Source organism: Priestia sp. 10L35 (assembly GCF_056395685.1).
In genome coordinates this window covers 22,165-47,579 of the sequence record NZ_JBFTKA010000004.1, presented here as the reverse complement: position 1 = coordinate 47,579, position 25,415 = coordinate 22,165, and the positions used below count along the sequence as shown (strand labels likewise).

The following is a 25,415-nucleotide window of genomic DNA, read 5'->3' as shown; positions in this document are numbered from 1 at the left end:
TATTTTTGTGTTATAATAAGTTTAGAAGCAACAAACCTCGATGAGTAAGCTCCAAAAATAAGCGATTAAAAGTGATCCCACCATGAACTAGCTTCCATTTAATCCTGCAGGGGGAATCTGAATGAAGAGCAAAGTGCGCATTATCCCATTTCAAGTAGTTGAACAATTGAATCAATTTAATGAAGTCCCAGAAGGAGTCGCTCTAATTGGAGCAGAGCAAGTATGGAAGCAAACAAAGGGACGGGGAATAACCATAGCGGTTTTGGATACCGGCTGTGATGTTACACATCCAGATTTGCAGGAGCGGATTATTGGAGGAAAAAACTTTACACAAGATGATCAACAAAATCCAGATATTTTTCAAGATTATAATGGTCACGGCACTCACGTAGCAGGCACAATTGCAGCAGCGCATAATGGAACGGGTGTTGTAGGAGTGGCTCCTGAAGTGGGCTTACTTATCCTAAAAGTACTTAATGGAAATGGTTCAGGTCAATACGAGTGGATTATTCAAGGTATTAACTACGCCATCGAGCAAAAAGTAGATATCATTTCGATGTCGCTTGGAGGTCCGTCGGATGTGCCTGAGCTACATGAAGCGATTCAAGATGCTGTTGATCAGAATATTTTAGTTGTCTGCGCAGCGGGAAATGAAGGAGATGGAGAAGGCTCCACAGATGAGTTTGCGTACCCAGGCTCATATAATGAAGTGATTAGCGTAGGAGCTGTTGATTCAGAGAAACGATCTTCGGTATTTTCCAACTCAAACAACGAAGTAGATGTAGTAGCTCCGGGAGAGAAGATCGTATCAACTTACTTGAATGGAAAGTATGCCGCACTGAGCGGAACCTCTATGGCAACACCTCACGTAGCAGGGGCCTTAGGATTGATAAAAGTTCTTTCAAATGAAATGTTTGGAAGAGAACTTACAGAACCAGAGCTTTATGCACAGTTAATCAGAAGAACCCTTCCATTAAATGAATCACCAAGAGAAGTAGGAAACGGATTTGTGCACTTGACCGTTGTTGAAAAGCTGTTGCGTGAAATTCAACGTCAAATGACTTCAGAGGTGATTGGATGAGAAGCAGTTTAGATATGCTAATGATGGAAAAGCAGCAGGCAAAAGCTCTTTATCACGAATACGCAAACAATCGAAGTTATTATGATGAAAAGACAGATGAAGAAAATAAAAATCTTTATTATCAAGATACGCTCTTTGAAAGAGAAACCATGCAAACGTTGTTAAAGGAAACGCATCAGCATTTGCTAAGTTATTCGCCGCATAAATATGTATATCCCTGGGTGGATCTACAGGAGAATGGGGAGCTGAAAAGTCTGTACTCAGGGAAAGGGATGGATCCGTTAGAAACTATACAGCAAGATATTGATCAACTTCAGTCGCTTAGTAACTCCTCTCTTTCAAGCAATGATATACTGCTAAACTGTGAGCACGTTGTCCCGCAATCTTGGTTTGGGAAACAAGAGCCTATGAGAGGCGATTTGCATCATTTATTTGCGTGTGAACCTTCTTGTAACAGTCGAAGAGGTAATTCTTCTTATATTGACTTCGCGGATTATACGCCCGAAGTAAAGCAATCAGATGTGAAAGAAGGATGTGGCAAAGCAGAAAAAGGTAAGTTTGAACCTGAATATGGAAAAGGAATTGTGGCTCGATCAACTCTTTATTTTTTAATTCGCTATCATAATAAAATTGACTCTTCGCGAGTAGATCTTCCTCTTTTACTAAAATGGCATGAGGAATTTACTGTTTCACTTTATGAAAAACATCGCAATGAAGCAATCTTTGAGTTGCAAGGCAACCGAAATCCTTTTATCGATTTTCCTGACAAAGCAGGTGCGTTAATGAGTTCTGCTTTCTAAAATAGCGAAGAGCTCCGCTTCAATTCGAAGCGGAGCTCTTTTGGATAATCTAATATGAAAATCCATATTTATCACTTAAAAGGGTGTCCATTTTATTTAATAAGCGAAAATATTCTTCTTGTTCTTCTACACTTAGAGCTGCTAGCATATCTTTTAAAAATCCATTTCGCTTCTCTGTAATCATTGAAACAAGTTTCTTTGATTCATCGGTCAGTGAAACCCACACGACTCTCCGGTCTTTTTCGTCTCGCACGCGCTGAATGAGAGATTCTTCTTCCAATTGATTTAATAAGCTAGTTGTAGCGCCTGAGGTTAAGTGAAGTTTATTTGAAATATCTGCTACCATATACTTTGTGCCGCTGGCAATGTAGTTTAAGATATAAAATTTAGTGGGTGTTAAGTGATAAGGCTGTGTTTTTAATGTTTCTTCGACTAAATGCCGCATATATTGAAAAAAAGATGTGTTAATTTGGTAAAGGTGTTCAATTTTTGAATCTAAATTGTTATCCATGCTAGCTTCCATCTCCTTGTACACTACGAACGTATATAAACTAACTCTAAAATAAAATGAAACAATTGTAAAGGATGGCAATGATTATCTTTAACCACCATTATTATTTTTAAATTAATATCTTTACGAAAAAATATCTTTATGATAAAGTTATTTAGGTGGTTAACCAAATAGATGATTGTAAAGAAACATATCTCATAATAGATGGAGATAATATCTTTATGAAAAAGCTATATAAAAAAGTAATTTTATTAGTGAAGTATTAAGGAGGAGTAATGAATGTCTAGAAGTCGCTTAATGGTAACAAATTTTATTGGAATTATCGTTATTTTAGCTTTATTAATTGGAGGAGGATATTATTACGTTCAAAAATCGAACTATATTACAACGGATAACGCTAAAGTATCCGGAGATGTATACAATGTAGTTGCACCTGCAGCAGGTAAAGTAGCAAGCTGGACAGTAGAAGAAGGAAATGATGTATCAAAAGATGCTGAAATTGCTAAAATTCAAGCTGAAAAAGGGTCTGTAGCTGCTAAAGTGCCAGCAGATGGAAAAATTATTCAAACAAACGTAAAAGAAAATCAAATGGTTCAAGCTGGACAGCAAATTGCAACGGAAGTAGATATGAAAGACCTATTTATCGTAGCAAATATTAAAGAAGATCAGCTTAAGGATATTAAAGAAGGCGACGATGTAGATGTAACGGTAGACGGAGACAGCAGTGCAAAAATCGACGGCAAAGTCGAAGAAATTGGATATGCAACCAATTCACTTTCATCTTTAACATCGAACTCAAGCTCAGATGGAAACTACACAAAAGTGTCTCAAACGGTTCCTGTGAAAATTTCTATTTCTAATTATTCAGAGCATGTACTGCCAGGTATGAACGCAGAAGTGAAAATTTCGAAAGACTAATTCTTACTACAACAGTTCAAGAAGGGAGGAAATATGATGACAGCCAGTATAGAAAACACAAGTGATGGATCCATCAAAAAGCATATTCCGCTATTGATTGTTTTAATGCTTGGTTTGTTTCTTGCGATATTAAACCAAACGTTACTGAACGTAGCCATCCCGCATTTGATTACTGAGTTTGGCGTAACGGCAAATACAGCTCAGTGGTTGTTAACTGGATATATGCTTGTGAACGGGGCATTAATTCCGCTTTCAGCTTTTTTAATTGAACGATTTGGTGTGCGTCGCTTGTTCTTATTTGCAATGTTTTGTTTTACAGTAGGGTCATTGATTTGCGGAATTGCACCTACGTTTTCGATTATGCTTACCGGCCGTTTAATTCAAGCTATTGGCGGAGGTGTCTTATCGCCTCTTGTTATGACCATTATTGTGTTTATTTTCCCTCCTCACATGCGAGGAAAAGGGATGGGGATTTTTGGTTTGGCCATGATGTTCGCACCGGCTATTGGACCAACGTTATCTGGATGGGTTATTCAAAACTATGATTGGCACATCCTTTTTAACGGCATGGTGCCATTAGGTGCCATTGTATTAATTATTGCTTTCTTTCAATTAAAAGACATTCAGCCTCCAAAAGATGTAAAAGTTCACATGCCTTCTGTTGTGACATCACTTGCAGGTATGGGATTATTGCTTTATGGATTCAGTGAAGCTGGAAATGACGGCTGGACGGATTCAGTTGTTCTTTCTACAATCATTGGCGGGGCAGTTCTTTTGATTATATTTGTTCTTCAACAAATTAAATCTGAAAAGCCGCTATTGGATATGCGTGTGTTTAAATATAATATTTTTTCACTATCAAATATTATTAGTATTGCGATTACAATCAGTATGTACGCAGGCATGTTCTTGCTTCCAATTTACTTGCAAAATATCCGCGGATATTCTGCTTTTGATTCAGGACTGCTGTTGCTTCCTGGCGCACTTGTTATGCTGGTTATGTCGCCGATTTCAGGTACATTGTTTGATAAAGTGGGACCTCGTCCGCTAGCAATCGTTGGTATGCTCATTACATCTATTTCAACGTTTGAATTTACGAAGCTGACGATGGATACACCGTTTAATCATATTTTAGCGATTTATATTATCCGTTCGTTCGGTATGTCACTCTTAATGATGCCGATTATGACAGCCGGTTTGAATCAGCTTCCGCAGCGACTAAGCAGTCACGGAACGTCAATGTCTAATACGCTTCGTCAAGTAAGTGGTTCAATTGGTATTAGTTTAATGACGACCATTTTTACGAACCGTACAACGTATCATGTAAATGAAATCAGCAGTTCCATGAATACGTCTGATCCATTCTTTATGAACAGCTTTCATTTATTTGTACAAAAAGTAGCTGCTACTTTGCATTTATCACAAGATCAGGCTCAGCAGCAAGCGCTGAAGGTTTTATCTGGAAAAATGACGCAGCAAGGTACGATCCAAGGTATTAACGATGCCTTTTACTGGGCAACAGCAATTTCTGTTATTGGTTTAATTTTAAGTTTCTTCCTTCGTGACGTACGTAAAGATAAAGTAGTCGAAGAAAAGAAATCAAAAGCTCAAGAGGAAGATATTCGTATGCTTCCAGCTCCGAAAAGTATAAATTCATAAGGAGCTATAGAAATCTAAAGTTCATCATAAAAATGTTGGAGAGAAAGGGGCAGTGAGGTGGATGGATCCATTGATATTTGGTGAAGAAATTCAAAGAATTTCAATATCTTTAAACAAAAAAGTAATGACAAATGTAAAAAGCCTTTTACAGCATTACGGAATTACCCCTTTTCAATATCATATTTTACTGATTGTTGAACGTGCAGATACAATGCCTGTCACCAAAGTGGCAGACGAGATAAAGGCGAGCCCAAGCGTTATTACAGCATCGATTACACGTTTGTATGAACTGAATCTTGTGGAGCGCTACCATTCAAAAAGAGATCGGCGTAAAGTTATGGTCGAGCTTACAAACAAAGGGAAGCAAGTGATTCAAGCTGCTGAAAAAGACATGCAGCAAGGGGTTGAAAAACTGTTTGCTTGCTATAAAGAAGAAGAACAGCAGCAATTTCTCACGCTCTGTCGACAGCTAGATGAACATGTGACTTGAACTTGAGTAGAAAAAAGTATATTGAGTTAAGCGGAGTGAGTGTAAATGAATAAAGAAACGGTAAAAAACATTCGAAAAAACTACAATATGAATCAGCGAAACTTCGCTCAAGCAGTAAACTGCAGTTTTTCTTTAATTGCACTGGTTGAAGTGGGGAAGCGAAGAGTAACAAAAAACTTGGAAGACAAAATTAAGCAAGCATTTCAATTGAACGATCACGATTTAAAAACACTGCAAGGGTAATACAAAAAGTAGGTGTGAAACGAGCGCACCTACTTTTTTTCGTCTTGTTTTTTTGTAAGCGGATCTACCGTATGTTTGTAATCGTAAGCTTTCGAAGTAGTAACTATGCATAGCAGTAAAATAACAAATACAATGATAATAGAGAGCGTAATAATGATGATCATATAAAACTTCCTTTCTTTTTCTTATTACGTATGCTTTCGGTCTTATTGGTGAAATTCCTTCTTTCTCCACATAGTGCAGAAACGACAAACGCATACTAGTAACAGCCTAAAATAAAGGAGTGTTTATAATGAATGAAAAAGAGTTGAAAAAACAATTAAAAAAGGTAGCGGATTATCCTGCATCTAAAGCAGATGGAGTAGACGAAGAGTTTTCTCGTGAATTAGCAGACCAAGACGATTTAGAAGCTCAGGCTAGAGCGAACGCTGCAGATGAAAGACAAAAAAAGCAAAACTAAAGCTGAGATAAAAGTATTTTAGCCCAAGTGAAAAACGAACCACTAATCGAAATGTTTGATTAGTGGTTCGTTATTTCTCAGCCTCATTTATTATTTTTTCAAAAGTAAATAAACAAAGTAAGGAGCACCGATTACGGCGGCAATAATTCCTGCTGGTACACCGTTAGGATCGGCAATGTTATGTCCTATTGTATCTGCAATCAGCAAGAGCCAGCCGCCAAGTAAAATGGCAACGGGAATAAAAAGCTGGTTTCTCGGTCCGACTAAGCCTTTGGCAATATGAGGAGCAAGAAGCCCAATAAAGGCCACGCCGCCTGTAACTGAAACTGCGGCTGCCGCTAATGCAACCGCGGCTAGAAGCAATGTGATACGCTCTTTCTCCATAGCGATACCGACTCCAATAGCTGCAGCTTCATTTAAGTTAAAAATGTTTAATGAATTTGCTTTGTACAATATAAAAGGAATCAAGACAAGCAGCCAAGGTAGAAGTGCCCATATAAAAGGCCAGTCTGTCCCCCAAATGTTTCCTGCAATCCATTTAGCAATAAAATCAACTTTAGCACGATCAGCTGATGACATAATCACCACCATCATTCCAGAAAGAGCCATCGAAAAACCTACGCCTGTTAAAATAAGTTTTACAGGCTGCAGTCCTTGGCTTTTACTATATGCACAAAGGTAGATAAGACTAGCTGTAAACAAGGCACCGATGAACCCTACTAACGGAAGAGCATACACGAAAGAGCCAGCTTCAATTGGAAAAAATAAAAAGAATACGGCAATTGCGACGCCTGCTCCTGAATTAATTCCTATAATTCCAGGTTCCGCTAAGTCATTGCGCGTAACCCCTTGTAAGATAGCGCCTGATAAAGCTAGAGCCATTCCTGCTAAAAGAGTAATGATAATTCGCGGAAGTCGAATTGAAAAAAGAACAAACTCATCTGCAAAATTCCCTTTGCCAAACAGAGTAGGAAATACTTTATTATAAGGAAGGGAGGCATCCCCAAGCCCCATCCCTATTACAATCGTTCCAAGAATCAAAACAGTGAGCAGCATCATAATTATTCGTTGTTTTCTAATAAGCGCTGGGTGGATCATGAGAATGCTTTTCCTCCTTTACGAACAATGACTAAAAAGAAAGGTAAACCAATCATGGATACAACTGCTGCTATCGGTGTTTCATAAGGCGCACTTACGGTTCGGCCCAACGTATCAGCGAGCAGCATAAACGCTGCGCCAGTGACAGCGGACATAGGGATAATATAACGATAGTCGGTTCCTACAATTCCTCGTACAATATGAGGAATCATCAAGCCGATAAACACCATGTTTCCGACTAGCGCAACAGAAGCACCTGCAAGAAGAATCATGACAACAAATAAAATGGTTTTGACCTTTGTTGTTTGCTGACCTACCCCCACAGCGACTTCTTCATTTAAGCTTAAAATAGTAAGCTGCCGAGAAAGCAAAAGGGCAATGAATATACCTCCCACAATAAAAGGAACAATGATTTGAAGCTGTTCCCAAGAAGTGCCTACCATTCCGCCAGCAGTCCACATCGATACATCTTTTGAAATTTTAAAATAAATACCGACGCCTTCTCCGATCGCATAAAGAAACGCTGAAACGGCAGCCCCGGCTAGTACAATTCGAAGCGGAGAAAAACCGCCTCTTTTTATAGCAGCAATTCCAAATACCAAAATTGCGCCAACTGCAGCTCCGATAAAGCAAGCAATCGTAATACCTAAATAATTTACAGAAGGGATAAAGGCAATGGTTACAGCTAAAGCTGCATTTGCGCCAGAAGTTAAGCCTAAAAGTCCTGGATCTGCAAGAGGATTTCTTGTCATACCTTGCATAATCGCCCCTGATACTGATAAAGCAGCGCCAACAAAAACAGCGGCGATTTCACGAGGTAAACGAATATCTCGGATGATCGAAACCTGTTCGTTTACACTGCTTGATGAAAGTGCTAGCCACACATCTTTTATCGATATATCAGCAGCGCCAAAAATCATTGAATAACCAAACATTATGATGAATACGAGCAAGGCACCTATTAATTTATATAAAAAAGGAATGAAACGCTGATTGTCTATTTTCATAAAACACCCATCTTTTCATGTAAGAATAAATTTAGTAAAACAAAGCAAGAGGAATTCTAAAAAGAATTCCTCTTGAATGAGTTACTTGCCAAGAAATTTTTGAGTAAAGAAATCTAGTTGATAATCTAATGTGATTGGATCATTAAAATAAAATTCTTTTGCATTTGCTTCAAATACGTGATTATTCTTTACAGCAGGAATATTTTTGTACGTATCTGTTTTCTCAAATGATGTATCTCCATCTTGGTTTTTACTGAAGATTAAATAATCTCCGGCATATTCAGGAAGAACTTCTGGTGAAATTGCATAGTAACCATCTTTCAAAGCCATGTCTTTTACTTTCTCTGGCATTTTTAATTTCATTTCTTGATAAAGAATCTCCGTTCCGCGTCCCCAGTTATCGCCAAATACATAAAGCTGCTTGTCAAAGTTCTCAATAACTGAAACCGTGGTATCGTCGCCAATTTTAGCTTTGATGTCAGAACCAGCTTTTGCCGCACGCTTTTTAAAATCGTTTACCCATGACTGTGCTTCTTTTTCTTTATTTAATAGTTTTCCGATTTCTACATGCTGAGTAAGGTAGTCTACTTTATCGTATGTATACGTGACGGTAGGAGCAATTTTTTTCAATTTATCAACGTTTTTTGTAGTAGATAAGCCAATAATTAGGTCAGGCTTTAATTTAATAATCTTTTCTAAATTTTCATCTGATACTTCTTCAACGCCTTTTAATTTCTTTTCAAAGCGGGGATTCATTTTAGACCATGAATCAACTCCGACAATATTGACACCTAATGACATGACGTTACCTGCGTAGGAGCCTAACACTACAACACGTTTCGGGTTAGCCGGAACTTTTACAGGGCCGTCTTCAGATTGATATATGATTGTCTCGGATCCGCTGTTTCCTTTACTAGAATCGTTTTTGCTTTCAGTTGAACTGCTACTGCAGGCACTAATAAGTAGTACGAATATGAGCATGAATGGAAGCAGTAATTTTTTCATTTAGTTATCTCCTCTTAATAAGTTATACGTGATGCACATTGGTTTATTGGTTCTCGGGTCTCGTCCGATTTCAGCGTCGATATGAAACACTTTTTTTAAAACGTCATGCGTGATGACTTCGTCACACGTTCCGGCTTTAACAATTTCTCCATCTTTTAAAGCGATAATATAATCTGCAAAACGAGCGGCTTGATTTAAATCGTGAAGTACCATTACGACGGTACGTTCTTGCTCTTTGTTTAGCTTTTGAAGCAGCTCAAGCACTTCTAACTGATGAGCCATATCCAAGTAGGTAGTCGGCTCATCGAGGAATATAATATCTGTTTCTTGAGCTAAAGCCATTGCAATCCACACTCGCTGACGCTGACCGCCTGAAAGAGAGTCAACGAGACGAAATTTGTAATCTTTTGTTCCGGTTACTTCAAGCGCCCAGTCAATCGTTTGATAGTCTTGTTTCGACAGACGCCCAAACCCTTTTTGATAGGGAAATCGCCCATAAGATACAAGTTCTCCAACAGTTAAGCCGCTGGCACTTTCAGGGGTTTGAGGGAGAATGGCCATTTTTTTAGCGAGTGCTTTTGTATGTTCTGTTGAAATATTTTCGCCATCTAAAATGACGGAACCGGATTGATGAGAAATAATGCGGGTGATGGCTTTTAAAAGCGTTGATTTGCCGCATCCGTTTGAACCAATAATCGTGGTAATCTTTTTGTCTGGAATGTTAACGCTTAAATTCTTTACTATTAGACGTTCACCATAACTAATATGTAATTTCTCTGTATATAGGCGAACCATATCTGACCCTCCGTTTACGTTTAATACAACAAATGCTTGATAATGATTATCAATATCGTTTACTTTACATACTATAATTCGAACGTTTCCGGATGTCAATAGTTATTTTTATTGTCAAAACGGTGAAGAAGATGTATATTCAAATGAGAATGATAATCAATAACAATTAATTGCAAGGAGCGGGTGTTCATGACACATAACGAACTGTTTGACGTGACGATTATAGGCGGGGGACCGGCCGGCCTTTATTCTGCCTTTTATAGTGGACTAAGAGAAATGAAAACAAAGCTGATTGAATATCAGCCAAAATTAGGCGGAAAACTTCACGTTTATCCTGAAAAAATGATTTGGGATGTAGGAGGGCAAACGCCTATTTCTGGTGCGAAGCTTATTGAACAGCTTGTTGAACAAGGGCTGACGTTTGATCCAACTGTTGTTTTAAATGAGAAGATTGAATCGATTTCTCGCTTAGAAGATGGTATTTTCCAGCTGACGAGTTCTTCAGGTGAACATCATTACTCTAAAACCATTATCCTTGCTGTCGGAGGAGGTATTTTAAATCCGCAAAAGCTCAAAATTGAAGGGGCAGAACGATTTGAAATATCAAACTTAAACTATACGGTTAAATCTTTGCAGCATTTTAAAAATAAAACGGTGATTGTTTCCGGGGGAGGAAATTCAGCCATTGATTGGGCAAATGAGCTAGAGTCCGTTGCTAAAAAAGTATATATTACGTACCGAAACAGTGAACTAAACGGTCATGAAGCACAAGTGAGACAATTAATAAACAGTTCAGCTCGGTGTCTGCTTAACACATCTATTACAAAATTAGTGGCTGATGGGACGCATGAATTTATTGAAAAAGTTGAGCTGACTAATCATCAAACCGGTGAAATTTCTTATTTACCGATTGACGAAGTCATTATTAATCACGGTTATGAAAGAGATACAGAGCTGTTAAAAAACAGTGAATTATATATTAAAACCATTGATGACTGCTATGTTGCAGGTAACGCAGCAAGCGAAACGTCGGTAGAAGGCGTGTATGCAGCGGGAGACATTCTCATGCACGAAGGAAAAGTCCATTTGATTACAGGTGCTTTTCAAGACGCTGCTAATGCCGTAAACAAAGCAAAACAATTCGTTCAGCCCTCTGCTGCTAAGGCGGCTATGGTTTCTTCTCATAATGAAGTATTCAAAAAACGTAATTCAGCACTAATTAAACAAATGATGAAGTAAAGCGAGGTGCAGGGTGCATGTCGCTTCTTTCTCTACGATGGAATTATCTACATGGAGAGGCAGGGAACGAAAAAAGAAAAGAGAAATACAATAAAAGAAAACGCTTACATTTTTTTAAAAATGACATAGTGCTTGTGTGCATAAGGGGGAAGCCGTATGAACGAAAAAGAGAAATATCAGTTTGAAACAAAAGCCATTCACGCAGGGTATGAATCAAAACATCATTTTGATAGCTTAGCTCCGCCTATCTATCAAACGTCTACATTTACATTTTCATCTATAGAACAAGGTGCAAACCGGTTTAGCGGAGCAGAAGATGGTTATGTATATTCCCGGTTATCGAATCCAACGGTCACCATTTTAGAAGAGCGTATGGCACAGCTTGAAGAAGGAGAAGCCGCTTTGGCATTTGGATCGGGAATGGCTGCAGTATCGGCTGTATTGATTGGACTTACAAAAGCAGGCGATCATATTTTATGTTCTAAAGGAGTGTATGGATGCACATTTGGTCTCTTAGAAATGCTTGAGGAAAAATATCAAATCCATCATTCTTTCTCCAACTTGGAAACTGAGGAAGAAATTCTTGCTGCTATCAGAAAAGATACAGCATGTATTTATATTGAAACACCGATTAACCCGACTATGACTTTAGTAGATTTAGAGTTAGTTGCTTCTATCGCCAAACAAAAAGGAATTCCTGTGGTAGTAGACAATACCTTTTCAACTCCTTATTTGCAACAGCCGCTGAAGCTTGGGTGCGACTTAGTCATTCATAGCGCAACAAAATTTATTGGTGGACACGGAGATGTTGTCGCAGGAATTGTAGTAGGGAACAAAGAGGTTATTTCCGTACTGCGCAAAACGACGCAAAAAGATATCGGAGGCATTCTTTCACCGTTTGATGCTTGGCTGTTACTCAGAGGCTTAAAAACGCTGGCCGTTCGAATGGATCGTCACTGTGAAAATGCTGAACATATCGCAAAACAATTAAGTCTCCATCCCAAGGTGAAAGCCGTTTATTATCCAGGTGATAAAAAAAGCACTGCTTATTCTCTCATGCAAAAGCAAATGAGAAAAGGAGGGGGGCTTCTCTCTTTTGAAGTGAAAGGAGGTTATGAAGAAACCGTAAAAGTGGTTAATCAGCTTAAGCTCATTTCCATTGCGGTGAGTCTTGGAGATGCTGAAACACTTATTCAGCATCCTGCCTCGATGACGCATGCAGTTGTGCCGGAAGAAGCTCGAAAAGAAATGGGAATCTCAAATGAACTCCTTCGCTTATCAGTTGGCCTGGAAGCTTGGGAAGATATTATGAGAGATTTACAGCAGGCATTAGATAGTATATAAAAAAACAACGCTTGAAGTATCTTAAGGATATTTCAAGCGTTGTTTTTTGAATATCAACTGTATGTCATCAGTCATACATCCTTTTTTGCGAATGGAACTTTACCTACATCTTTAGACAAATGTCCTAGACAGAAGAGATGCCTTTCAATAGACTAAAGGTTATCTGTGAAAATACAATATTTAGGTAAGGAAGGTGCTCTGCTATTATGCTTCATAACCCAACTGGAAAAAAACGTCTAGGATTGGCGTTTCTTCTCAGCACGCTTGCGATATTAGGTCCGCTTAATATCGATATGTATTTGCCAAGTTTCCCTGCTATTGCTGATCATTTAGATGCGCGAGCTTCACTTGTTCAGCTTAGTTTAACATCGTGTTTACTAGGCCTTGCCATTGGTCAAATCGTGATCGGTCCAATCAGTGATGCGAAGGGACGAAAACGACCTTTACTCATTTCCATCTCTTTATTTATGATATCGTCCTTGCTCTGTGCTTTGGCTCCTACTATTACAGCTTTAGTCATCGCACGCTTTTTACAAGGGTTTACAGCTTCGGCAGGAGTTGTTCTTTCTCGAGCCATTGTCAGAGACGTTTTTAGTGGAAGGGAGCTTACGAAGTTTTTTGCTCTGTTAATGGTTATCAATGCCTTTGCACCAATGATAGCACCAATGGCCGGAGGTGCTATTTTACTTCTTCCTTTTGCAAGCTGGCATACTATTTTCTTGTTTTTAAGTTTAATAGGCCTTTTAATTGTTTTAACAATTTCAATGCGTTTAAAAGAAACTTTGCCAATTGAAAATAGAACGCCAAGTTCAATTAGTCATTCCATTCGCACGATGGGCAGTTTATTACAAGACCGTTCTTTTATTGGGTATGCCTTAATTGTCGGACTGGTCCACGGAGGAAGCTTTGCTTATGTATCAGGCACTCCATTTGTCTATCAAGGGATCTACCATGTTTCTCCGCAAGTTTTTAGCATTTTGTTTGGCATTAACGGCTTAGCCATTGTGACTGGAAGCTTTATTATTGGGCGCTTTAGCGGAATTCTTCATGAAAGAAGCCTGCTTCGCATTGCCGTGATTACGGCTGTAAGTGCTACTAGCGTACTTCTTATCATGACCATGCTTAAAGGGCCGCTGGCTACGATTGTTATTCCCATTTTTATTTACATGATCTCTATAGGAATGACGATCACAGGTTCGGTGACATTGGCAATGAAAAATCAAGGACATAGAGCAGGAAGTGCGAGTGCCGTGTTAGGCATGCTTCCACTAACTTTAGGATCAATTGTTTCTCCTTTAGTGGGTATTAACGAAACCACAGCGATTCCGATGGCTGCTATTTTATTTAGTACGGCGCTTTTAGGTTTTGTAGCTTTCTTTACGTTAACTAAAAACAAGAAAGAAACAGAAAAGTGCGAAGTTAATGAGTTTAAAACGGAGGTTTCTCCTTAATCACTTTTTTGATTGTTTGAAAGCACCACTCCTTTGTGAAAATGAGTGGTGCAAATTTATTCAAGTATTGGATAATATATGCCAATCTTAGAGCAGGATCGAAAGGAGTGGATAATAATGAGTAAAGTAATTCCTGAAATAACCCTTAATGACGGGGTAACCTAGCCTGCTATAGGTTTTGGTACATATAAGCTTAACGGAAATGAAGGAGTCAACGCTATAACGAGTGCGATTGATGATGAATAGCCCACAATTTAAAGGGAATATCCTCATATCGCCAATAAGCCACTCCTGTTGGGCTATTCTTAGCCTCATGGTCTAAGCTTACCTTCGCCAGTAAGAGATTAGGGCCTATGCCTGCCGTAGCTGTCAGGCGTGTCTTATGATAAATTTCGTCGATAATCTTGTGGGCTAATTCTTCTGGTGTACGAGCGAATAGATGCAACGAAGCTGTCGCATCAATAAACAGCTCATCAATACTATAGGCATGAAAATCCTCAGGAGCCACATACTGTAACACCAAGCTCGAAATATAGGTCGAAGCCTTGATATACTTCTCCATGGATGGATTCACCACATGGATATCTTTCCTTTTAGGAATGTCGAAAAGACGACTTCCTGTTTTAACCCCTTCTTTCTTTAATAAGGGTGTGGCAGCTAATACAACGGATCCCGACCGTTTGATATCTCCGACTACCGCAAGCTTTGTTTTCAACGGGTTAAATCCTCTTATGACAGAAGAAACGGACGCATAGAACGCCTTCATGTCGATACATATAATGATTCGGTTTGGTAACTGTTCATCCTCCATTGAAAATACTCCTAAAATAAAAACTTTACATTTTTCCTAACTATTGCTATCACTTGCGTAGAATTTATTGTTACATTAACAGAAGTAACTACTACATAACGTAATGGTAAGAGTTCAAAAAGACTAAACCCTAAAGGGGGATAAATGTTGAAAAAAGAATATTTTGTGCAATATTCAGACCAAAGTATAATTGATAGTTTTGACTTTCCAGAAGATAAATTTGTATCTATTACTGTAGGGATTAGGGACATTAATCATGATCTGATCATCTCTTTAGTTCGAAAAATGTTTGGTTTACCTGTTTTTTTGTTTTAGACTCAATGCTCTCTGGACATGAAAAAGAAACATTGATTAAAAATAAAACTCCTTTTTATGAGCATTCATCAGATGGTGCTATTATTAAAGTTGATTCTGAAGAAAAATTGAGCCATGTTAGTGGATTAGCAGAAGAATTAGTTAATAATGGGCTGAGTATATTCATTTTCTACGGAGAAGGTATTGTAGAGCAGGATTTAATTCCTTCGAGACAATGGAATAAACCTATAGAATTTAAAAATGTCGATATAGATAAAGTCGATACATTTGTGGATGTGGAAGAGGTTGGATTTACGATATTCAGTAAGAGTGATCTATTTAACTCACCTGGAAAAGTCAAAAATTATATACCTCGTAGCTACTCACTTGATATTAATAGCAGCAATATTTAACATTTCTAAATTAAAAGGAGGAGGGTTTGTAGTCAATGAAGTATAAAAATAATAAGAGTATACTAAAAATGTTAGCTATCATCCTTCTTTCTATAGATCTATTCTTTTATCTTTTAGCACTAAAGAGCCTATACGTTTTCTCTTCAAAGGTTTCGATATATTTTCTGATATTTGTTCTACACTTTATCTATTTATACATAGTCCTTATAACCGTTAGCAAAACAAAAGAGTCTAAAGTTTTTTGGGGAGTAATTGGGCCGTTTTTTATTGTACCTATAGCAATCGTTGGGTGGTTCACGTTCTTTTATACTAATAAAGTTGACTATTATGATCTAACTTCCCCTAAGAATACCCAAAAACTTATTATTGGTTATTCCAATTGGAGTCTTGGAGAAACTAACCATTACTATGATTTTTATAAACAAACGGAATTCCCTTTGGTGAAAAAACGAATAAATCAAGAACCTCTTCATGTCATGACACGAAATACGGATATGAGCGATTTAAATGTTTTAGGAGCTCATGATGCACAATGGGAAAATGAACAAACAGTAACTTTTACATCTCCATATCTAAATAAGGAAGTAACCTTGAATTTAAAGTAAGTACTTTTTTCTACTTAAACAACAGAGTTGAGAAAAAGCCTGTATCTAAGGAGATTCAGGCTTTTTATTTTCTAGTTTAGTTACCATAAGTTTGATTATAGGAACCATACAAAAATATGAGCTCTTGATATACAAGGGCTCTTTAACCTTCCATATTTTTCGTCACACAGTTATTTTTGTTATTGCGTTATCTTCCCAAGTAACATATATTTTAAATCTTTGTAAAACGCAATTTTATCACTTTCAATTGCTACTATATCTTTATTCACAAGTGAAGCCTCTTCTTACTGCTCAATGAAACCTGCCTTAAATCATATAATTAATTCTACAATAATTGGATTAATTTAATTAAAATAGAAAAAAAAGATATTATTGGACATTAGGAGGTATTTATGTACAAATTTTTGATTTTTATTATAGTAGCGTTTTATATCGCTCATTATGTTGAAAAATACTTAAGAAAAAAGATGCACTTAGAAACCGATCCAGAGATTTACAGAAAAAAAGTAAACAGGTGGCACTCAAGAATAGAAGTTGTACTATACATAATATTTTTATTTTCCCTAAGCTATTATAATCAAGTCCCTATGTGGATTATTTTAGCTGCTTTTTGTATTGTTTATCAGGGATTTAATATATTTATGGAATGGAAATTTGCAAGAGAAACGAGGGAACACCTTTTAGCCGTTATTTTCTTCTTCTTTTATTTAGCTTCTATAGGAGTTGGCACTTTATTAAATGTATTTTAAATAGGAGTTGAATATTATTGCTAAAAACATTTTTATACCTCTTGCTATTATTGTTAGTAGCATCTCTTATTACAAAGTATCTTGCTATAAAATTAAATGTTAAAGATGACCTCGACACTGAAAAAATTATGTGAACAAGGGGCATAAATGGGTAGAAAAAAGTTTTTATTATACTCTTTATTGCTTTTGAACAGGTTCCTATGTGGGTCATGTTAATTATTTTCTGTTTATGTTATTTAAGTTTCCGAATCTTTATGGAGTGGAGATATAACAGAGAAACGAGGGAATATTTACTGTCATTTAGTCTCCTGATATATTTTTTAATAGCAATTATTATTGGAGCAATATTGAATGTTTTCTAATGGTTTATTTATTACATACACAAAGAGCTATGTACGTTATAAAAAGCATAGAAAATAAATACACTATAATACATAAAAGCAGGTGGAAATAATTTTTATACCTATATTAGTTTTACTAGTTGGTTTGTATCTATTAATCTCGGGAATTTTAATCATTGTAAAAGATAAAAACACAAAAGGAAAGACTAAAAAAACTTTAGCTTTTTTAGCAGTAGCATCCGATATAGTTACTGATCCAGTGTCGTCTTCTGGGTTCCGTATTATGCTTGGTGCTGTTCTTATAATAGGTGGATTAATTTTATTATAAGAAATACCTATTGGTATATAACTATGTTTCAAAAGAACTCATATCGATTAACTGGTATGAATCCTTTTTTATTACTAAAAACGTTCGTAAAAGTGCATGGATTCCAGAAGACGTTCGTAATTGTTTTTATAACTTAAGCGAACGATAAAGATGATAGATTTCTCATGAAAAAGAAAAGTTCGTAAAGGTATACTTTTGTGGACACAATATTAAAATTGATTACAAAGTGTTAAAGGAATTGAGCCTTTTATACATATTTCTATTGCGAAAATAGTGATTATTTAAATGAAGAGTAAATAAAGAAAAGCCTTCTTTTAAACAAAGAGGGCCTTTAAGTTTAATTTTGTGGAAATAAAAATGCTTGTTTAAATTTTCGTGCAGGATATTTCTTTCCGCCCTTCATAACACTAAAGGGTTCTTCTTTCCACGTCACAACTACTTCAATCTTTTTTGAGTCAACCGAAATAGGTTGATTTTGATGATGGAAGAAATTCTGTGAATCAGGTATTTTATATGTAATTAATTCAGCTTTAGTATTTGTATTTGGCTCATCCCTATAGATCTCTACTGTAGCATCATAAACCTGTGCACCTAAGTTTCTTACATCGATACTATAGGTATTAAACTCATCATTATCCTTCAAGTTCTTAACATCAGGTTTGTCTATTTTTACTTTCCAATGGTCTGATGATTGAGACGTGGGAAGCTTTTCTGGTGTATAAGCGTAAGTATTAACAGAGCCAAAAATGATGGAACATAAACAACTACCAACAAGTAAGATATGTGCTTTCTTCATTATAGATTCCTCCAAACTAAAAGATAAGAGTATTATTCTTCCAATTGCAGCTAATATGCGTGAATTTTATTGTGCTTTTGAATTACTTGTACCAAATGTTAGTTAAAAAGGATTTGTTTTATGAGTTATAGAAAGTCATATCAGGGAGGAATATTTATATGACAAACACTTTGTATACAAAGGGAGGGATCGTTTTGAAAAAAACTGTTATACTAATCGGACCTATTTGCTCAGGAAAAACAACTGTGGCAGAAAGAATATCTAATAAGTTAGATATTCCTCAGTGCTCAATTGATGATGTACGTTTTGACTATTATAAAGAAATAGGATTTAGTAAAGAGCAACAAGAGAGAATACGACAAAAAGATGGTTTTCAGGGTGTATATACCTATTGGAAACCATTTGAAGTTCATGCGGTGAAACGAGTATTAGAAGACTACCCTAACTATATACATGATTTTGGGGCTGGCCATTCTGTTTATGAAGATGAATCTTTACTACAAAAGGCACAGGTTGTTCTAGAGGAATACGAAAATATCTTTCTATTGCTTCCAAGTTTAGATATAAATCAATCTGTAAACACTTTAGCAGAAAGAATAAGTAAATTTACAGATGATCAAAGTATATTTAAACTAAATGAACACTTTATTAAGCATAAATCAAACAGAATATTGTCTAAACATGTAATTTATACAAATGGGAAATCTGCCGAAGAAGTTGCTCAACAAATAATTGGTAACATTAATTAATATGTGTATGTACATATTCAAGCAAAGGGAACAAGCCTAGAAAATTGTCATTCTAGACTTGTTCTTTTTGATTCCTACAAGCAGTTTTATGTTAATTAAAGTTGCTTAGCAATATAGGAGTTTTCTTTTAGCTGAAGAAATAAGAATTTATGTAATTGTGGCTACAGGGAGGCAAATAAATGAACAAAACACAAGAACAGCTTATTGTTAAGGCTTTTTTTGAAAAACGAATACAGGAAAGAATCCTACATGAATTGGCTTCTCCAAAGAAGCGTTTAGATGCTCTAAGTCGACTTTGTCATAACTATACTACTACTCTAAGAAAGAAATACCTAATTGAACTTCCAAAGGCTAACTTTAATAAAGAAGGTTTAGAAACCTTATTGAGGAAATATGGACCTATTAAGCAGTGTTATGTGATTTCTTGGCATGAAGATATAGATGGAAAAGAGATGCCATTATCATCTGCTTTGGAGCATATAGTAGGTCTTGGTATGCCTTCGATTATCTCCTGTATTCCAGGGGAACTTGCATACTTTGAGTCCGAACAAGGGTATGGTGCACCGCCTAGATATGTCTTAAAAAGAAATGCCTAGGTAATTTATCTTTCTGATACTAAGGGGGAATTGTAATGTTAGGACTAGAACGTGGTTTAGTAAAACTCGAACCTTATAATAATAAATGGAGTAAGTTATTTGACGAAGAGAGGGAATTGTTATCTTCTCAACTAAAGGAACTTATTATCGCAATTGAACATGTGGGAAGTACGTCTATTGAGGGCCTTTTTGCTAAACCAATTATTGATATTGCAATTGGTGTTAGCTCTTTGGATGTAATTATAGAATTAAAAGAAATAGTAAAGGCACTTGGGTATGTTGAAGTACCAGTAAGTATAAAAGGTAAACATGTTTTTGCAAGGTACAAAGAAAAGAAAATCACTCATTTTTTACATGTAATGATATATAATCAGAATCTATGGATAGATCAAATTTCCTTTAGAGATTATTTACGATCAGATCTTGATGCAAAGATAGAGTATATAAAACTAAAAGAAAAACTTGCAAATAAATATCCTAATGATGTTGTTTCATACACAAATGAAAAGAAGAAGTTTGTGGACAACATATTAAAAAGGACAAAGGAATCGAAATGAAGGAAATTAATTCTATTAGGATTGATCCAGCAATAAAAAGACTATTATCTTATGCGACTTCAGAAGAGAAGGTTCATGAAGAATACAATAAATACATTTGTTCGCCAAACCGAAAATTATATAGTGATGGAATTAATGAAGAAATAATTAGTTGTATAGGAATTGAGATTCATAATTCCAGCGATGGTGTAATAAAACACATTGCTGTTTTGCCAAAAGAAAGAGGAAGTGGAATAGGAAGTAGCATGATTAGATTTATTTGTAAGGAACATGATCTAAATTCGATTTCGGCTGAGACTGATAAAGATGCAGTATTGTTTTATGCTAACTTTGGTTTTCGCATAACTAGCTTGGGTGAAAAGTATCCTGGAGTGGAACGCTTTTTATGTAAGCTTGATTTGAAATAAATTCTTTAAGGTGACTTAGCGCCAGTAATGTTTGTTATGGTAACTTATAAATAATGATGGTAGTAAAACTAGGCATAATGATTTTTTAAAGGAGAGGTCCTTCTTGTTAGAAAATTATCTTGGTAAAGAGGTAGTTGTAGAAGTAGACAGACCTTTGGGGTCAAAGCATCCTACGTATAATTATATTTATCCTTTGAATTATGGTTACATCCCTGGAACAAAGGCTGCCGATGGCGAAGAGGTTGATGCTTATATATTAGGGGAATCTCATTCTTTAGACCAATATAAAGGCATTGTAATAGGAATAGTACGCAGAAAAAACGATATAGAAGATAAGCTTATTGTATCTAATAAAAGCTTTTCTTTAGAAGAGATTAAACAAGCCGTACATTTTCAGGAGCAGTACTTTAATCCTGAAATTATTATGAACAGAGGCTTCTTATAAGGAGTCTTTTTTTATTAATACCGATAAAATTATATAAGTAAACAAGAACTTACTTTTGTTCTTTTTACTGTTTTATCATTTACACTTAGTGACTGTACGCATGTACATATATAAAATATAGTGCTGAGTTATAATTTATCCAATCAAAAGGTAAGCAAAATAAAAAGCCACCCAGTATTTGCAGGACAGGTGGCTTTTTACTATAAAATGCATGTGCAGATACATAATATCACATTTTTGCCATATGGACTATATCCGTACGAGCATATGTATAAAGGGTGCGCTTTTTATACACGTTGGTTTCTTTCAACTGTTTAGAAAGTCCCGTCAAATCAAGGATGTATAAAAAGCTGCATAATTCATAATAGGAATCTTTTCTAAACCCCCTTGTGCCAGAAGGGGTTCTTTTTGGTGATGTCTTCCGGAAAGAGTGATTATGTAAATTTAATTCGAAAATGATGTAATATATATATTGAATAATGTAATGTATATGTTACACTTAAATTAGGAAGGAATTGGTTTATATTGAAAAATAACGTAAAAATATTTCGTGTACAGGCTGATTTAACTCAGCATCAATTAGCTGAAAAAGTTGGTGTTACTCGTCAAACCATTAGTTTAATTGAAAAAGGAAAATATAATCCTACATTAAAACTTTGCTTAGAAATATGTTATGCAGTCAATAAAACCTTAGATGAAATTTTTTGGGTTGACCAGGAGGAGATTTAAATGAAAGTAATAACAGACGAAAGACTTGTTATCAAAAACTTAAAAAATATTCGTTTTGCGTTTACTTTTCAAACTTTAGCACTTGTGGGAATTGTACTATACGACGGTATTACGAAAGGATTCAATAATATTACCAATAATCCTATATGGCTAGTTTTGATACTTACCAGTGTCATATTAGGGTATTTGAACTTAAGTATTTCTGTTGACTCCTATGAAAATGAGAGACGAATTAGAAAAATGCCCTATTACTTATTAGTATTATGTTGTTTAGCTGCCGGAGTTATTTTTGGTTTACTAACAAAGATAACATCTAATAGTAGCTTGGCTGATAGTATAATAATTGGTTCAGTTATATTTTTATGTTTTTTAGGAACTTTTTCGTTTGGTTATTTTTTAATAAAAAAACGTTCTAAAGACGATGAAGAATAAATTATAAATACTTTCTAGAAAAAACATTATGTTAACTATTGTTTACGCCCAATTACGAAGCGTTTATAGCTGTTTTTACAGATTTGTTATAAAGTGGTTTATAGAGGTGAGTTAGTTGAGATTGGGTAATCAATTACAGAGATTAAGAGAAGCAAAAAATATGTCTAGAGAAGAACTTGCTCAACAGATTAATGTATCTAGACAAGCCGTTTATAAATGGGAAAATAATAAAGGGTATCCTGACATTCAAAATCTTTTAAGATTGAGCGAGATATATGAAACGACAATTGATGAACTTATTAAGAATGATCCTACGTTACAAAGAAAAATCGATAATAACCAAGATGAAAGCAAAGAGCTTGACGATGAGGAAATGTTAAATCTAGGTTTTTATATAGGTATAGTCATTATCTTTCTTGGTATTTTTCTTGGTATTGCTTTAGGAAATTTAATTGTTTCTACTTTCTTAAATATTATTGGAACGCTAATTATCTGTTTCTATAAAGATATATTAAAGTTTTTGAAAAGCATAAAGAAAGATTTTAATGAACAGTAGTAAAAAGCTTTGGTTTTGATAATCAAAGCTTTTTTAGTGCCTAGAATACGTTTTATGGTAACTAAGGATATGCATCACATACATTTAAAGAAGAAAACCCCACCTAATTTGAGAGGTGGGTTTTTCTTCTAGTTAAATATTAAGGGTGTAATTGCTTGTTACTTACATATCATTTAATATTTTTGTAGGTATTTATTATAACCTATCAAATCATTTTGAGAAAGAAAAAAATGAAAACGGTTACTTTGCATTAAAACTAAAAGGTTTATTTTCTATTTTATACCGATAAAATCCATTATGAGAACTTAACATGTATAAAATATAAGGACACAGACAGTAAGATAATACAGAATAGAACACATGTATAAATTCAGGAAGGGTCTGTTTTTTCCATTAACATTAATGAGTATTCCTTTAAAAAGTTATAGAAAAAAAACGCCCCTCATTTGGGGCGTACTTTATTATCATTATAAAACATAACCTAAAAACAGTCTACAATTTCATTTTTTTTTAGGTTATAGTTTGATTACTGAATTCAGTAATACCCATGGGTACATTTAAAATTGAAAGGAAAATTTCTATGATACACAAACATGTTCCTGTTTTAATAGTAGGTGGAGGTCTTAGTGGACTTACCTCTGCTCTATTTTTGGCACGTCATAACGTTGATTATTTACTGATTGAAAAACACACTGGTACAGCTATCCATCCAAAAGCCGGAGGGATTACATTTCGTACGATGGAAATATTTCGACAACTTGGATTGGAGGCAGCTATCCGGACTGCTAGCGAACCATTAGATAATATTCGTGGAAGGATTGCTGTAGAGACAATCAAAAGCATAGACCCTGAGAAATTAGAAACGGCGGAGAACTCCCAAAAAGCTCTTGAGAAAGAGAGAATAGAAAATTTTGAAAAGGTGAGCCCTTCAAAGCCAGCATCTTGTTATCAAATGGAACTAGAACCTATCCTTCTACAAGCTGCTAAAGAAGGAAAAGGGCATATAAGCTATAATACTGAACTTATAGAGTATCAACAAGACGATTTAGGAGTAACAGCCACTATAATAAATCGAGAGACAGGAACGAAAGAAAAGATTCGAAGTGATTATTTAGTTGCGGCAGATGGCGCTAAAAGTACAATTCGTCAACATACAAAAATTCCAACTACAGGAAGAGGAGTCATCGGCGGACATTATATTAACATCTATTTTCAAGCTGATCTAAGTCGCTTTCTAAAAGCTAGCCAGTTTGGCTGGATTCAAATCCTAAATCCGGAAGTATTTGGTGCGCTCATCACCGTTAACAATTGCAATGAATGGATTTACCACGTGGCCTATAATCCCTCAAATGGAGAAAGCCCGGAAGATTTTTCTGAAGAGCGATGCTGTGAGATTATAAAAAAAGCTATAGGAGTTTCAAATCTTGATATTGTCATCTTCAGTATTTTACCTTGGGCAGCTGCAGAACAGACAGCCACTCGTTTTCAAGATAATCGAATCTTTCTAATTGGAGACGCAGCTCATCTTATGCCACCTACCGGAGGATTTGGTTCGAATACAGGTATTCAAGATGCTCATAATTTAGCTTGGAAGCTGGCTGCAGTGATACACAAACAAGCTCATCCACGATTGCTCCAAACTTATCATGATGAGAGACACTATGCTGTAGAATTAACAACGAAATATGCCAGTGATTTGTTATTTAGTGTTATAAAGAAAGGTGTAAGCACCCTCAATAGTATGAACCATACTGCAGTTACTGTAGGGTATAAATATAACTCAACAGCAATTATTAAGGAAAACTCCGATACACCACATAGAATGGATCAATTAGAACTAAACGGAAGACCAGGTACTCGTGCTCCACATATGTGGTTGAAGTACCAAGGTAAGCGTATATCTACCTTAGATCTAATAGGTGAAAATTTCATCTTATTTACGGGAAAAGATAATAGCCTTTGGCGCACTGCTGCCCGGAATGTATCTTCTCACTTAGGTGTTCCTATTAATGTTTATAGTATCGGTTTACAAGGAGATTGTGTTGAGTGTGAGAATAGCTGGGAAGCAGTGTACGATGTTACCTCTCGAGGAGCTGTATTGATAAGGCCAGACGGTTTTGTAGCATGGCGTACAAAAGAGGAGGAATCAAATCCTCATCTAATTCTTAAGAAGGTCATGAATAGCATACTATGGTAAATAAACTGATACGCATGCTTCTGACTTAAAATTAGTTAGAAATTAAATAATATAACATCTTAAAAGGCATACGTGTTAAAACGTATGCCCTTTTAGTGAGCTTTCATAAAAATCATAAAGTATCAATATCAGATAATGTAGATAGATAACACGTTCTACCTCTTACCTTTTAAGCAATTTTTATATTAACTATGAATTAACATTAAATTTAAAAGTATTTAACTTTAGTATACTTTTAATAAGATATATTCAATTGAAAATAAAAAAATAAAACTATTTATATAGAGAAGTAAATGTATAAACTACATC

At 35.7% G+C, this 25,415-nt stretch carries 32 protein-coding genes and 2 pseudogenes; 26 read left to right on the top strand and 8 right to left on the bottom strand.

From position 1 onward, the window contains the following. The first annotated feature begins 121 nt into the window (after positions 1-121). Positions 122-1,081, top strand: coding sequence for a S8 family peptidase (locus AC1DEF_RS15840; protein ID WP_097823920.1), 960 nt, complete (start codon positions 122-124; stop codon positions 1,079-1,081). Then, the gene (locus tag AC1DEF_RS15835) at positions 1,078-1,881 is read left to right on the top strand and encodes an endonuclease I family protein (protein ID WP_097823919.1); all 804 of its coding nucleotides are present in this window, start codon (positions 1,078-1,080) and stop codon (positions 1,879-1,881) included. The genes AC1DEF_RS15840 and AC1DEF_RS15835 overlap by 4 nt, the downstream gene beginning before the upstream one ends. A gap of 49 nt (positions 1,882-1,930) precedes the next feature. Here AC1DEF_RS15835 and AC1DEF_RS15830 read toward each other — a convergent pair whose 3' ends face one another. Continuing rightward, a complete protein-coding gene (locus tag AC1DEF_RS15830; protein WP_097823918.1) occupies positions 1,931-2,392 on the bottom strand; it encodes a MarR family winged helix-turn-helix transcriptional regulator in 462 nt (153 codons plus the stop codon). Between the two features lie 279 nt (positions 2,393-2,671). On the opposite strand from AC1DEF_RS15830, the gene AC1DEF_RS15825 reads away from it, so the two are divergent. The 4 genes from AC1DEF_RS15825 to AC1DEF_RS15810 all read left to right on the top strand — a co-directional run bounded on the left by AC1DEF_RS15825 (position 2,672) and on the right by AC1DEF_RS15810 (position 5,702). Continuing rightward, positions 2,672-3,310, top strand: a complete 639-nt coding sequence (locus tag AC1DEF_RS15825; protein WP_013082429.1) for a biotin/lipoyl-containing protein — start codon at positions 2,672-2,674, stop codon at positions 3,308-3,310. Positions 3,311-3,343: 33 nt separating this feature from the next. Next, complete coding sequence (locus tag AC1DEF_RS15820; RefSeq protein ID WP_034275603.1) at positions 3,344-4,969, top strand: DHA2 family efflux MFS transporter permease subunit; 1,626 nt, start codon at positions 3,344-3,346, stop codon at positions 4,967-4,969. A 61-nt stretch (positions 4,970-5,030) separates the two neighbouring features. Further along, positions 5,031-5,459, top strand: coding sequence for a MarR family winged helix-turn-helix transcriptional regulator (locus tag AC1DEF_RS15815; RefSeq protein WP_043979311.1), 429 nt, complete (start codon positions 5,031-5,033; stop codon positions 5,457-5,459). A 45-nt stretch (positions 5,460-5,504) separates the two neighbouring features. After that, the gene (locus AC1DEF_RS15810; protein WP_013082432.1) at positions 5,505-5,702 is read left to right on the top strand and encodes a helix-turn-helix domain-containing protein; all 198 of its coding nucleotides are present in this window, start codon (positions 5,505-5,507) and stop codon (positions 5,700-5,702) included. A gap of 29 nt (positions 5,703-5,731) precedes the next feature. Here the strand turns inward: AC1DEF_RS15810 and ytzI are convergent, their stop codons facing one another. Further along, on the bottom strand, positions 5,732-5,866 hold the full coding sequence (gene ytzI, locus AC1DEF_RS15805) for a YtzI protein (RefSeq protein WP_016763550.1): 135 nt from the start codon (positions 5,864-5,866) through the stop codon (positions 5,732-5,734). Between the two features lie 128 nt (positions 5,867-5,994). Here ytzI and AC1DEF_RS15800 point away from each other — a divergent pair, with 128 nt between their 5' ends. After that, a complete protein-coding gene (locus tag AC1DEF_RS15800) occupies positions 5,995-6,162 on the top strand; it encodes a YfhD family protein (protein ID WP_075420553.1) in 168 nt (55 codons plus the stop codon). A 90-nt stretch (positions 6,163-6,252) separates the two neighbouring features. Here the strand turns inward: AC1DEF_RS15800 and AC1DEF_RS15795 are convergent, their stop codons facing one another. The 4 genes from AC1DEF_RS15795 to AC1DEF_RS15780 form a co-directional block, all read right to left on the bottom strand. Then, positions 6,253-7,260, bottom strand: a complete 1,008-nt coding sequence (locus tag AC1DEF_RS15795) for a FecCD family ABC transporter permease (protein WP_060746751.1) — start codon at positions 7,258-7,260, stop codon at positions 6,253-6,255. Further along, entirely contained in the window at positions 7,257-8,267 is a 1,011-nt protein-coding gene (locus AC1DEF_RS15790; RefSeq protein WP_097823917.1) for a FecCD family ABC transporter permease, read from the bottom strand. The genes AC1DEF_RS15795 and AC1DEF_RS15790 overlap by 4 nt, the downstream gene beginning before the upstream one ends. Positions 8,268-8,348: 81 nt before the next feature. Further along, a complete protein-coding gene (locus AC1DEF_RS15785; RefSeq protein ID WP_097823916.1) occupies positions 8,349-9,272 on the bottom strand; it encodes an iron-hydroxamate ABC transporter substrate-binding protein in 924 nt (307 codons plus the stop codon). Then, entirely contained in the window at positions 9,273-10,067 is a 795-nt protein-coding gene (locus AC1DEF_RS15780) for an ABC transporter ATP-binding protein (RefSeq protein ID WP_043979302.1), read from the bottom strand. A gap of 189 nt (positions 10,068-10,256) precedes the next feature. Between AC1DEF_RS15780 and AC1DEF_RS15775 the strand changes: the two genes are divergently transcribed. The 4 genes and pseudogenes from AC1DEF_RS15775 to AC1DEF_RS15760 all read left to right on the top strand — a co-directional run. Continuing rightward, positions 10,257-11,306 (top strand): NAD(P)/FAD-dependent oxidoreductase, encoded by a 1,050-nt coding sequence (locus tag AC1DEF_RS15775; RefSeq protein ID WP_043979299.1) that lies wholly within the window; start codon positions 10,257-10,259, stop codon positions 11,304-11,306. Positions 11,307-11,462: 156 nt separating this feature from the next. Beyond that, entirely contained in the window at positions 11,463-12,650 is a 1,188-nt protein-coding gene (gene megL / locus AC1DEF_RS15770; protein WP_043979296.1) for a methionine gamma-lyase, read from the top strand. Positions 12,651-12,856: 206 nt separating this feature from the next. Then, positions 12,857-14,101 carry a Bcr/CflA family efflux MFS transporter gene (locus AC1DEF_RS15765; protein WP_097823914.1) on the top strand — a complete coding sequence of 415 codons (1,245 nt, stop codon included), beginning with the start codon at positions 12,857-12,859 and terminating at the stop codon, positions 14,099-14,101. Positions 14,102-14,218: 117 nt separating this feature from the next. Then, positions 14,219-14,338 (top strand): annotated as a pseudogene (locus tag AC1DEF_RS15760) (aldo/keto reductase); the annotation flags it as partial. 4 nt (positions 14,339-14,342) lie between these two features. Here AC1DEF_RS15760 and AC1DEF_RS15755 read toward each other — a convergent pair. Next, a pseudogene (locus AC1DEF_RS15755) lies at positions 14,343-14,912 on the bottom strand (Y-family DNA polymerase); the annotation flags it as partial. Between the two features lie 144 nt (positions 14,913-15,056). On the opposite strand from AC1DEF_RS15755, the gene AC1DEF_RS15750 reads away from it, so the two are divergent. The 6 genes from AC1DEF_RS15750 to AC1DEF_RS15725 all read left to right on the top strand — a co-directional run bounded on the left by AC1DEF_RS15750 (position 15,057) and on the right by AC1DEF_RS15725 (position 17,642). Beyond that, positions 15,057-15,227, top strand: coding sequence for a hypothetical protein (locus AC1DEF_RS15750; protein WP_238939913.1), 171 nt, complete (start codon positions 15,057-15,059; stop codon positions 15,225-15,227). A gap of 5 nt (positions 15,228-15,232) precedes the next feature. Further along, positions 15,233-15,619 carry a hypothetical protein gene (locus AC1DEF_RS15745; RefSeq protein ID WP_477727430.1) on the top strand — a complete coding sequence of 129 codons (387 nt, stop codon included), beginning with the start codon at positions 15,233-15,235 and terminating at the stop codon, positions 15,617-15,619. Between the two features lie 35 nt (positions 15,620-15,654). Next, positions 15,655-16,224, top strand: coding sequence for a hypothetical protein (locus AC1DEF_RS15740; RefSeq protein ID WP_097823913.1), 570 nt, complete (start codon positions 15,655-15,657; stop codon positions 16,222-16,224). Positions 16,225-16,616: 392 nt separating this feature from the next. Next, positions 16,617-16,973 (top strand): DUF4181 domain-containing protein, encoded by a 357-nt coding sequence (locus tag AC1DEF_RS15735; protein ID WP_060746757.1) that lies wholly within the window; start codon positions 16,617-16,619, stop codon positions 16,971-16,973. Positions 16,974-17,140: 167 nt separating this feature from the next. Then, positions 17,141-17,335 (top strand): DUF4181 domain-containing protein, encoded by a 195-nt coding sequence (locus AC1DEF_RS15730; protein WP_368484542.1) that lies wholly within the window; start codon positions 17,141-17,143, stop codon positions 17,333-17,335. An 82-nt stretch (positions 17,336-17,417) separates the two neighbouring features. Then, complete coding sequence (locus AC1DEF_RS15725; protein WP_477727429.1) at positions 17,418-17,642, top strand: hypothetical protein; 225 nt, start codon at positions 17,418-17,420, stop codon at positions 17,640-17,642. Positions 17,643-17,979: 337 nt separating this feature from the next. On the opposite strand, the gene AC1DEF_RS15720 is transcribed toward AC1DEF_RS15725, so the two are convergent. Further along, complete coding sequence (locus tag AC1DEF_RS15720; protein ID WP_097823911.1) at positions 17,980-18,438, bottom strand: hypothetical protein; 459 nt, start codon at positions 18,436-18,438, stop codon at positions 17,980-17,982. Positions 18,439-18,632: 194 nt separating this feature from the next. Between AC1DEF_RS15720 and AC1DEF_RS15715 the strand changes: the two genes are divergently transcribed. From AC1DEF_RS15715 to AC1DEF_RS15675, 9 genes are all read left to right on the top strand, one after another. Beyond that, a complete protein-coding gene (locus AC1DEF_RS15715) occupies positions 18,633-19,187 on the top strand; it encodes a shikimate kinase (protein ID WP_097824374.1) in 555 nt (184 codons plus the stop codon). Positions 19,188-19,366: 179 nt separating this feature from the next. Beyond that, positions 19,367-19,783 (top strand): hypothetical protein, encoded by a 417-nt coding sequence (locus tag AC1DEF_RS15710; RefSeq protein WP_097823910.1) that lies wholly within the window; start codon positions 19,367-19,369, stop codon positions 19,781-19,783. Between the two features lie 35 nt (positions 19,784-19,818). Then, on the top strand, positions 19,819-20,340 hold the full coding sequence (locus tag AC1DEF_RS15705) for a GrpB family protein (RefSeq protein ID WP_097823909.1): 522 nt from the start codon (positions 19,819-19,821) through the stop codon (positions 20,338-20,340). Next, entirely contained in the window at positions 20,337-20,747 is a 411-nt protein-coding gene (locus tag AC1DEF_RS15700) for a GNAT family N-acetyltransferase (protein ID WP_097823908.1), read from the top strand. The genes AC1DEF_RS15705 and AC1DEF_RS15700 overlap by 4 nt, the downstream gene beginning before the upstream one ends. A 103-nt stretch (positions 20,748-20,850) precedes the next feature. After that, complete coding sequence (locus AC1DEF_RS15695; RefSeq protein ID WP_097823907.1) at positions 20,851-21,192, top strand: inorganic diphosphatase; 342 nt, start codon at positions 20,851-20,853, stop codon at positions 21,190-21,192. Positions 21,193-21,717: 525 nt separating this feature from the next. Further along, positions 21,718-21,921: a helix-turn-helix transcriptional regulator gene (locus AC1DEF_RS15690; protein WP_033580110.1), complete on the top strand. Its 204-nt coding sequence runs from the start codon at positions 21,718-21,720 to the stop codon at positions 21,919-21,921. Further along, positions 21,922-22,353, top strand: coding sequence for a branched-chain amino acid ABC transporter substrate-binding protein (locus AC1DEF_RS15685; RefSeq protein ID WP_097823906.1), 432 nt, complete (start codon positions 21,922-21,924; stop codon positions 22,351-22,353). Between the two features lie 115 nt (positions 22,354-22,468). After that, on the top strand, positions 22,469-22,909 hold the full coding sequence (locus AC1DEF_RS15680) for a helix-turn-helix domain-containing protein (protein WP_411970485.1): 441 nt from the start codon (positions 22,469-22,471) through the stop codon (positions 22,907-22,909). A gap of 580 nt (positions 22,910-23,489) precedes the next feature. After that, the gene (locus AC1DEF_RS15675; protein WP_318331126.1) at positions 23,490-25,106 is read left to right on the top strand and encodes an FAD-dependent monooxygenase; all 1,617 of its coding nucleotides are present in this window, start codon (positions 23,490-23,492) and stop codon (positions 25,104-25,106) included. Positions 25,107-25,415: the final 309 nt, after the last annotated feature.